This window comes from Stenotrophomonas sp. Sm2128 (assembly GCF_030985535.1).
In the GTDB taxonomy this organism is placed as follows: domain Bacteria; phylum Pseudomonadota; class Gammaproteobacteria; order Xanthomonadales; family Xanthomonadaceae; genus Stenotrophomonas; species Stenotrophomonas maltophilia.
Genome location: NZ_JAPTFQ010000122.1, coordinates 1 through 7,995 on the forward strand (window position 1 = coordinate 1; position 7,995 = coordinate 7,995).

The 7,995-nt window shown below is 67.2% G+C and carries 7 protein-coding genes; 2 read left to right on the forward strand and 5 right to left on the reverse strand.

Annotated elements, in window-relative coordinates; translation table 11 throughout:
* Positions 1–125: 125 nt before the first annotated feature.
* The 4 genes from O0K41_RS21475 to mdoH are packed head-to-tail and all read right to left on the reverse strand — an operon-like array spanning position 126 to position 4,550.
* On the reverse strand, positions 126–857 hold the full coding sequence (locus O0K41_RS21475; protein ID WP_049450394.1) for a LytTR family DNA-binding domain-containing protein: 732 nt from the start codon (positions 855–857) through the stop codon (positions 126–128).
* Positions 858–867: 10 nt separating this feature from the next.
* Positions 868–1,911 carry a sensor histidine kinase gene (locus O0K41_RS21480; RefSeq protein ID WP_172963546.1) on the reverse strand — a complete coding sequence of 348 codons (1,044 nt, stop codon included), beginning with the start codon at positions 1,909–1,911 and terminating at the stop codon, positions 868–870.
* Between the two features lie 3 nt (positions 1,912–1,914).
* The gene (locus tag O0K41_RS21485) at positions 1,915–2,574 is read right to left on the reverse strand and encodes an alpha/beta hydrolase (protein ID WP_049450392.1); all 660 of its coding nucleotides are present in this window, start codon (positions 2,572–2,574) and stop codon (positions 1,915–1,917) included.
* A 50-nt stretch (positions 2,575–2,624) separates the two neighbouring features.
* On the reverse strand, positions 2,625–4,550 hold the full coding sequence (gene mdoH, locus O0K41_RS21490; RefSeq protein WP_164221767.1) for a glucans biosynthesis glucosyltransferase MdoH: 1,926 nt from the start codon (positions 4,548–4,550) through the stop codon (positions 2,625–2,627).
* A 496-nt stretch (positions 4,551–5,046) separates the two neighbouring features.
* Between mdoH and O0K41_RS21495 the strand changes: the two genes are divergently transcribed.
* Positions 5,047–7,092, forward strand: a complete 2,046-nt coding sequence (locus tag O0K41_RS21495) for a TonB-dependent receptor (protein ID WP_108269982.1) — start codon at positions 5,047–5,049, stop codon at positions 7,090–7,092.
* A 60-nt stretch (positions 7,093–7,152) separates the two neighbouring features.
* Here O0K41_RS21495 and O0K41_RS21500 read toward each other — a convergent pair whose 3' ends face one another.
* Positions 7,153–7,326, reverse strand: coding sequence for a hypothetical protein (locus O0K41_RS21500; RefSeq protein WP_005411154.1), 174 nt, complete (start codon positions 7,324–7,326; stop codon positions 7,153–7,155).
* A gap of 216 nt (positions 7,327–7,542) precedes the next feature.
* On the opposite strand from O0K41_RS21500, the gene O0K41_RS21505 reads away from it, so the two are divergent.
* Positions 7,543–7,929: a DUF2628 domain-containing protein gene (locus tag O0K41_RS21505; RefSeq protein WP_024957921.1), complete on the forward strand. Its 387-nt coding sequence runs from the start codon at positions 7,543–7,545 to the stop codon at positions 7,927–7,929.
* Positions 7,930–7,995: the final 66 nt, after the last annotated feature.

The window sequence follows — 7,995 nt, forward strand, 5'->3', positions numbered from 1 at the left end:
GACAGCGCCCGCCCTTCCCGCCTCACCCAACACGCAACAACACAGAGCCGACAATCTGCTGTTGCTGTTGCTGTTGCTTCAGACGTTGCTCGTAAGCAGTCGCGGTCGCAGGCCGCGCGGACCACTCACAGATGCCGCAGTTCCTGCTTCAGCGTCGCCACGCAGCGGCGGCTGACTTCCAGCGGCTGCTTGCCATGCCGCAGCACCGCCTGCACTTGACCACTCGAGCCTCGACGCAGCTCCACCAGCTCGTGGCGCGCCACCAGGCAGTTGCGGTGGATGCGGATGAAGCGGCTGGCGAACTCTTCCTCCAGCGACTTCAGCGACTCCTCGATCAGGTCCTCGCCGCGCGCATGGTGCACCACCACGTACTTCTCTTCCGCCTGCAGGTAGTGGATGTCGTCCAGCGGGATCAGCCGCAGGCTGCCACGCAGGCGTGCGCACAGCATGCTGCGGGCCTGCTGCCCGCCGCTGTCCTGCGGCTGGCCGTCGCGGCCGGCCAGGAACGTGCGTGCACGTGCGATCGCTGCGGCAAGGCGTTCGGCGCGGACCGGCTTCATCAGGTAATCGATGGCCGCCGCCTCGAACGCCGACAGCGCATGCGCGTCATAAGCCGTGCAGAACACCACCGCCGGGCGCGGCTCGAAGCTGGCCAGGTGGCGGGCGGCTTCCAGGCCGTCCAGCCCGGGCATGGCGATATCCAGCAGGACCAGGTCCGGCTGCAGCTCCGCGCACGCATGCAGGGCCTGCTCGCCGTTGCCGGCCTCGGCCACCACGTCCACCCCGTCCTGCGCCGCCAGCAGGCTGCGCAGGCGTTCCCGCGCCAGCGGTTCGTCATCGGCGATGACTACCCTCACGGTCGTCCCCTCACTGGATCGGCACTGTCACCTGGCAGGCATAGTAGCCCTCGCTCCAGCCAGCCGTCATCCGCGCGGCGGCGCCGAAGCGCCAGGCCAGCCGATGAGCGATGCTGTGCTGGGCATGGCCGGCACCACGCGCCAGCGCCAACCCCGGCGCCTGCGGATCGGGCGCGGGATTGCGCACGCGGATCTGCAGCTCGTTGCCCTCGCGCACCAGCTGCAATTCGATGGTGCCGCCCTCGGGCAGCCGCGAAACACCATGCAGGACTGCGTTTTCCACCAGCGGCTGCAGTACCAGCCTCGGCAGTGGCAGGTCCCACGGCAGCGGCTCATCGCGCTGCCAGCGCACCTGCAGACGCTCGCCGAGGCGCAGCGACTCTATCGACAGATAGCGCTCGGCCAGCTCGCATTCGTCACGCAGGGTGGAGTCGCCCTCGCCCGCGCCCAGGGCAGCACGGAACAGATCGGACAGATCCAGCACCGCGCGTTCGGCCACCGCCGGATCGCGATGCAGCAGGCTGGCAATCAGGTTCATGCTGTTGAACAGGAAGTGCGGCCGGATCCGCGCCTGCAGCGCGTCGGCCTGGGCACGCGCGTTGGCCTGCACCTGCGCGGCCCAACGATCGCTCACATAGAAGTAGCGCAGGGCAAGCGCGGCGATCAGTGCCGTGGTTGCCGCACTGCCCAGGGTGAAGCGCCAGAAGCTGATGCCGCGGGCGAAGTTGTCGCCCAGTACCGCGTACAGTGCATGCACGATGCCGGCACAGACCACCGCGATCAGGGTCGCCAGCACGATCGCCGCGACAGCGCCCAGCACCTGCGGCAGCCTCGACAGTGCCTGCCGCAGGAGGCACAGGCTGGCGGTCACCGCCAGCGCCAGCCACAGCGCGAAGCCGCTGGCCGACAGCAGCTCGCCGAAGGTCCAGTGGCGGCTGCCATCGGGCGCCAGGGCCAGCACCACCACCACCAGCTGGGCCAGGCCGAGCATCGCCGCCAGCCGCGGCAGGCGGCACAGTTCCGGCATCCACGGCGATGTGCTGGCCGGAGGCATGGCTCAGGCAGCGCCCAACCGTTCCTGCAGCCAGTCACCCAGCGCCTGGATCTCTTCGGCGCAGACCTGGTGGGCCATCGGATAGCTGTGCCACTCCACCTCCAGGCCCAGCGCCTGCAGGGCCTGCGCGCTGTGTACGGCCACCGCCTGCGGAATCACCGGGTCGCTGCTGCCATGGGCCATGAACACCGGCACCTGCACCGCACCGTCAACGCGCCTGGCGCTCTCGGCTTCCGGCAGGTAAGTGGACAGTGCGATCAGGCCGGCCAGTGGCGCGGTGCGCGACAGTGCAGCGGTGAGGATGATCGCCCCGCCCTGCGAGAAGCCGGCCAGGAAGATCTTCTCCGGCGCGACGCCACGCTCGATCTCACGTGCGATCAGCGCATCCAGCTGCAGCACCGATTCCTGCACGCCGGCCATGTCGGCACGCGAGCGGAAGTCCATCCCGACGATGTCGTACCAGCCGCGCATCGGCACGCCGTTGTTGATCGTGATCGGCCGCACCGGTGCGTGCGGGAACACAAAGCGCAGCGCCGGCCAGTGCGGACGCACCAGTTCCGGCACGATCGGCGCGAAGTCGTGGCCGTCGGCGCCAAGCCCGTGCAGCCAGATCACCGACCACTGTGGCGAGGCGCCGGTTTCCTGTTCCACCGTTTGCAGCATGATGCGGCTCCTTCAAGTTCGAGCCGCATTATGCCGCTGGTGCAGGGCCATCAGTACAGCGGCGGTTGCTCGGCGGCTTCCCGGCGCAGCTGCGCGGCGCGCACCAGCACCGGTGGCGGAATGTTCTCTTCGGGGATGTCGAGCAGGCCGAGGCGATGCAGGAAGGCACCCGGGCCGCGCGAGGAGGTCAGCGCCACCACCGGAACGGCCAGCACCATGCCGATCACCACCGGCGCCATCCAGGCTGCCAGCGACGGCGACACCGCCCACGCCAGCACACCCATGAACGCACCAAACACACCCAGCCCGCCGTAGCCACGGATCAACGCCATCCACGAGATGCCACCATCGTCACGCTGCTGTGCGTCCCAGCCGGAATCGCGGCCGGACAGCACTTCGGCCACGCCGCGCGACTGCACGTACATCACTACCGGTGCCATCAGTGCGGCCAGCACGGTCTCCACCAGCATCGACACGAACGCACGGATCGCACCGCCGCAACCGCGGCGGTCGACAGGGTCCAGCAGCATCGCCAGATAGCCCAGCACCTTGGGCAGCAGCAGCACCGCCATGGTGGCGGCGAACAGGCGCACCACCTGCTCCTCGTCCTGGGCCCGCCAGTACACGCTGGGTGACAGGTGCAGCAGGGCATTGAAATCGATGCCTTCCTGGAACAGCGGGATCGCTATGCCGATCAGCATCAGCATCGCCCACATCGGCGCGGTGAAGTAATGGCCGATGCCGATCAGCATGTGGGTGCGGCTGATCCAGTGCAGGCCACGGCTGCCGACCACCTTGCCGTGCTGCAGGTTGCCCTGGCACCAGCGACGGTCGCGCACCAGCAGGTCGGTCAGGGTCGGCGGGCCTTCTTCGTAGCTGCCCCCCAGGTACGGCACCATGTGCGCGGCCCAGCCGCCACGGCGCATCAGCGCCGCTTCGACGAAATCGTGGCTGAGCACGTGGCCGCCGAACGGCTTGCGCCCCGACAGCGCTGGCAAGCCGGCGTGGTCGGCGAAGGCACGGGTGCGGATGATGGCGTTGTGGCCCCAGTAGTTGCTCTCGGCGCCATGCCACCAGGCCACGCCACGGGCGATCACCGGGCCGTACACGCGACCGCCGAACTGCTGCATGCGTGCGAACAGGGTGCGGCCACCGATCACCGAGGGCAGGGTCTGGATCAGGCCGACATCGGCGTTGTGTTCCATGCCGGCCACCAGGCGCACGATGCTGTCGCCGGTCATCAGGCTGTCGGCGTCCAGGATCAGCATCTGCGGGTAAGCGCCACCGAAGCGGCGCACCCAGTCGGCGATGTTGCCGGCCTTGCGCCCGCTGTTGTCGCCACGGCGGCGGTAGAACAGCCGCGTCTGGCCGTCCGGCACGCGCTCGCGCAGTTCGGCGAATACCTGCTCCTCGGCGCGTGCGATGTCCTCGCGCCGGGTATCGCTGAGCACGAAGAAGTCGAAGCGTTCGAGCTGGCCGGTGGCGGCCACCGACTCGTAGATCGCCTGCAGGCCCGCCAGCAGTCGGCGCGGATCCTCGTTGTAGGTCGGCATCAGCAGCGCGGTGCGGCTGTGCACGGTCGGCAGCGGCTTGTCCGGGTCGATGCCAAGGCGATAGCCACGGTCGAACACGGCGGTCAGGAAGCCGGCCACGGCGCTGGCGAAGGACAGCGCGATCCAGGCGAACAGGCCGACGAACAGCACCAGCAGGCAGGCTTCCAGCACGCTGATGCCATTGGCCGACAGCACCCGCCACATCATGCGGGTGGCGATGGCGGTCATGGCCAGGGTGCCGCCGAAGATGTAGAACCGGCGCAGGCCGATCAGGCGTGGCGAGGTACGGTGCCGACGGACCTTCAGCTTGCCTTCGCGCAGGGTCTGTTCGGGCATCGGCAGCGGAGATTCGGCCGGCAGCAGCGCCCAGCCGGCGTCGAGCCGGGGCGCATCCGCTTCCGCGTGGATGGTGTGACCCCCCATCACCGCTTACTCCCCACGATCGGCATGGCCGGCCGTCCCGGCCGGGCTGCATGCGCGAAGGTTCCCGGCGCGCCTTCCCGGCGCCCGCACTTGTCCTGGCTGTACCGGCCCTTGGCCGCACAGTCGCTGTCTGTCACTACCGGAACCCACACGATCTCCAACGGGGCGGAATCGAAAATGCGGCCCAGTCTAGGGCGCCGGATGTAAGCCGAGTGCGAAGGTCTACGCCGGGATTTATCCCCATTCAGCAAACAGCAGGCGATGGTGGACCGCGCAGCGGAATGTCGCTTCGTGGCACCGGGTACTGGATCGTAACAAACGCGAACGGTTATCATTTCATTAACCAGGCAGGTCGCCGTCTTCCGTACGGCCGAGACCCACCCAGCTGCGCCGGCCCGAACCGTGCGCCCTACGACCCATGGAAGGGGGGCCTGCCTGCTTGTCTGCGTGTGCCCGTTGCTTCCATCCGGTCCCCCCTCATTCGATGGAAGCCGTCATGTCCCAGCCGTTCCGCTCCCGTTCCGCGCGCCTGCCGCGCACCCGCCTGGCCAGTGCCCTGGCCACTGCCTGCCTGCTGGCCCTGCCCGGCCTGGCCGCTGCAGAGGCCAGCGCCGATGCCTCCACCAAGGACCTGGATACCGTGGTGGTCACCGCCTCGGGCAACCAGCAATGGATCAAGGATGCGCCGGCCAGCATCAGCGTGATCAGCCGCGAGGACATCGCGCGCCAGCCGGTGCACGACCTGGCCACCCTGCTCAGCCGCGTGCCCGGCGTGACCGGTGGCCTCAGTGCGGTTGGCGAGCAGTCCAAGATCAAGCTGCGCGGCATGCCGTCGAACTACACGCTGGTGCTGGTGGACGGCAAGCGCATGGGCAGCTCGGCCTCGACCAACTACCGGCCGGACCTGGGCCGCCAGGACCTGAACTGGATCTCGCCTGACCAGATCGAGCGCATCGAAGTGGTGCGCGGACCAATGTCGTCGCTGTATGGCTCCGACGCCATGGGCGGCGTGATCAACATCATCACCCGGCGCATCGGTGATGACTGGAGCGGCAGCGCCACCCACAGCTATACCCGCCCGGGCGATGGCAAGCGCGGCGACACCCAGCAGATCGGTGCGACGTTCTCCGGGCCGCTCGGCGAGCGCTTCGGCCTGCGCATCGGTGCCAACAGCATGCGCCGCGATTCGGATCGCTCCAATGGCGGTGTCTACGGCAACGCGTATGCAGGCGAGAAGGACCGCAATGTCGATGCGCTGCTGCAGTGGAAACTGAGCGACGCGCAGGAACTGTCGCTCGAAGCCGGCCATGGCGTGCAGCAGGCCTTCATCGATGCTTCGCTGGAAAAGCAGGATGAAGGCGCCTGGGGTGCCAGCGAACTCAAGCGCAGCTCGCTGGCGCTCAACCACGATGGCAAGTGGAGCTTCGGCAATTCGAAGATCAGTGCGTACTGGACCGAGTACAGGAACGACATCGGTGCTACCGGCCGTTCCGAAGCCACCGATACGATCATCGAGGGCAGCCTGACCACGCCGTTCACCCTCGGCGTTGAACACCAGTTCGCCGTGGGCGGCCAGTGGAAGCGCCAGGAGCTGACCAACACCGACACCATCGGCCGCGCGCCGATCGACTATGCCGGCAATGCCGTCAGCGGCTCCGATCTGGAAGTGGATACCTGGGCCCTGTTCGTCGAAGACGAACTGAAGCTGCACCGTACCCTGGCACTGACCCTGGGCGCGCGCCTGGATCACCATGAGAAATTCGGTGGCCACGTCAGCCCGCGCGCCTACCTGGTCTGGCATCCGGCCGAGCAATGGACCATCCGCGGTGGCGTTTCCAAGGGCTTCCGCGCCCCCAGCCTGACCGAGAACTCCGCCAGCGCCGCCACCCAGTCCGGTGGCCGTGGCTGCACCTCCCTGATTCCGCTGGGCTATACCCGCGGCGGCTGCTACATGGCCGGCAACCCGGACCTGGACCCGGAAACCAGCACCAACCGCGAAATCGGCATCAGCTTCGACAACGACCTGGTCGATGCCGGCCTGACCTACTTCCACACCGACTTCAGGAACAAGATCGAGTACGCACCGCTGGGCAGGTTCAACGGCATCTGGTGGACGCGGATGAGCAACGTGCAGCGCGCACGCACCAGCGGCATGGAAGGCAGCTTCAATGTCCGCTTCGGCGAGCACTGGCGCTGGCGCACCTCGGCGACATGGATGAAGGAAGCCAGGAACCTGACCACCGGCCGCAACCTGATCGATACCCCCGAATTCTCGGGCTATTCGTCGCTGGACTGGACGCCCGACGCGGTGTTTTCCAGCAGCCTGTCGGCGCAGTACACCGGCAGGCAGGCCGGCACGGCGACGACCTTCCTCAAGGCCTACACGCTGTATGACCTGACCGCGGCCTGGAACGTCAATGAGGTACTGACCCTGCGTGGCGGCGTCAGCAACCTGGCCGACAAGAAGCTGTATGCGGAAGGCTCCACCGATTACTTCGTGGCCGGGCGCAGCTACTTCCTCAGCATGACCGCGCGGTTCTGACCAAGAGCGTCCGCCGCGATCGCGCTGGCGACGGGCCAGCGCGATCGGCGGTGTTGCGGATTACTCGCTTTCCAATGCGGCGGCGGGCGCCGCGCTCTGCGTAGCCGCCGTGCGTGCACGGTCCATCGCCACCGCCAGTTGCTGGCGTGCGAGCAGCTGTTGTGCCTGCACCACTTCAGGTGTCGGCAGGAGCACCGGTCCCGGTGCGTTTTCCGGTGTAGCAGGTGTGGTCATGCAACCTCCATGGACATCCCGCCGCCGCACGGATTCAGCTGGTGCGGCAGCGGAACTGCGCACCCTATCCTAAAAACAAGGCGGGCGGGTGACGGTGCGCGCCCCTGCCGCAGCAGCCGGAACAAGGCAGGCGTCACATTTTTGACGGTGACGCTTGGATCCTGAATAGGACTTGCCCTATCATGAAAACGTTTTCTCACAGGGATGTCTCCCCCAATGAATACCACTGACCTGTCGCAGTTCAGCCCGAAGTGGCAGTTCCGCTTCAACTTCTTCCGCCAGCACGGCGCCCCCAAGAACCCCGGCTTCAAGCAGGCCTGGAAGGCGCTGTCCTTTGGTGACCGCCTGAAGATCAACCTGAACTTCTTCGCGTTGTTCTTCGGTGCCATCTACCTGCTGATTCTTGGCATGTGGCGCAAGGCACTGGTGGTGATCGGCATCAACATCGCGCTGGCCATCATCACCATGTTCCTTCCGGACGTCGTCGGGCGCATGCTGTTCATCGCCATGAACCTGCTGGTCGCCTCCAGCACCAACTACAGCTACTACCTGGAGAAGGTGGAAGGACGCACCAGCTGGAACCCGTTTGAAGGAATGTTCTGAGCCATCAGACCTGCGCAGGATGCGCGGCAAGGATGCAACCGACGCCCCGCCCCCCCCCGGCGGGGT

Bases quoted from the DNA above. Each gene is read 5' to 3' on its own strand.
- O0K41_RS21480 (WP_172963546.1), bottom strand. From the start codon at position 1,911: ATGCCTCCGGCCAGCACATCGCCGTGGATGCCGGAACTGTGCCGCCTG.
- O0K41_RS21485 (WP_049450392.1), bottom strand. From the start codon at position 2,574: ATGCTGCAAACGGTGGAACAGGAAACCGGCGCCTCGCCACAGTGGTCG.
- mdoH (WP_164221767.1), bottom strand. From the start codon at position 4,550: ATGGGGGGTCACACCATCCACGCGGAAGCGGATGCGCCCCGGCTCGAC.
- O0K41_RS21495 (WP_108269982.1), top strand. From the start codon at position 5,047: ATGTCCCAGCCGTTCCGCTCCCGTTCCGCGCGCCTGCCGCGCACCCGC.
- O0K41_RS21500 (WP_005411154.1), bottom strand. From the start codon at position 7,326: ATGACCACACCTGCTACACCGGAAAACGCACCGGGACCGGTGCTCCTG.
- O0K41_RS21505 (WP_024957921.1), top strand. From the start codon at position 7,543: ATGAATACCACTGACCTGTCGCAGTTCAGCCCGAAGTGGCAGTTCCGC.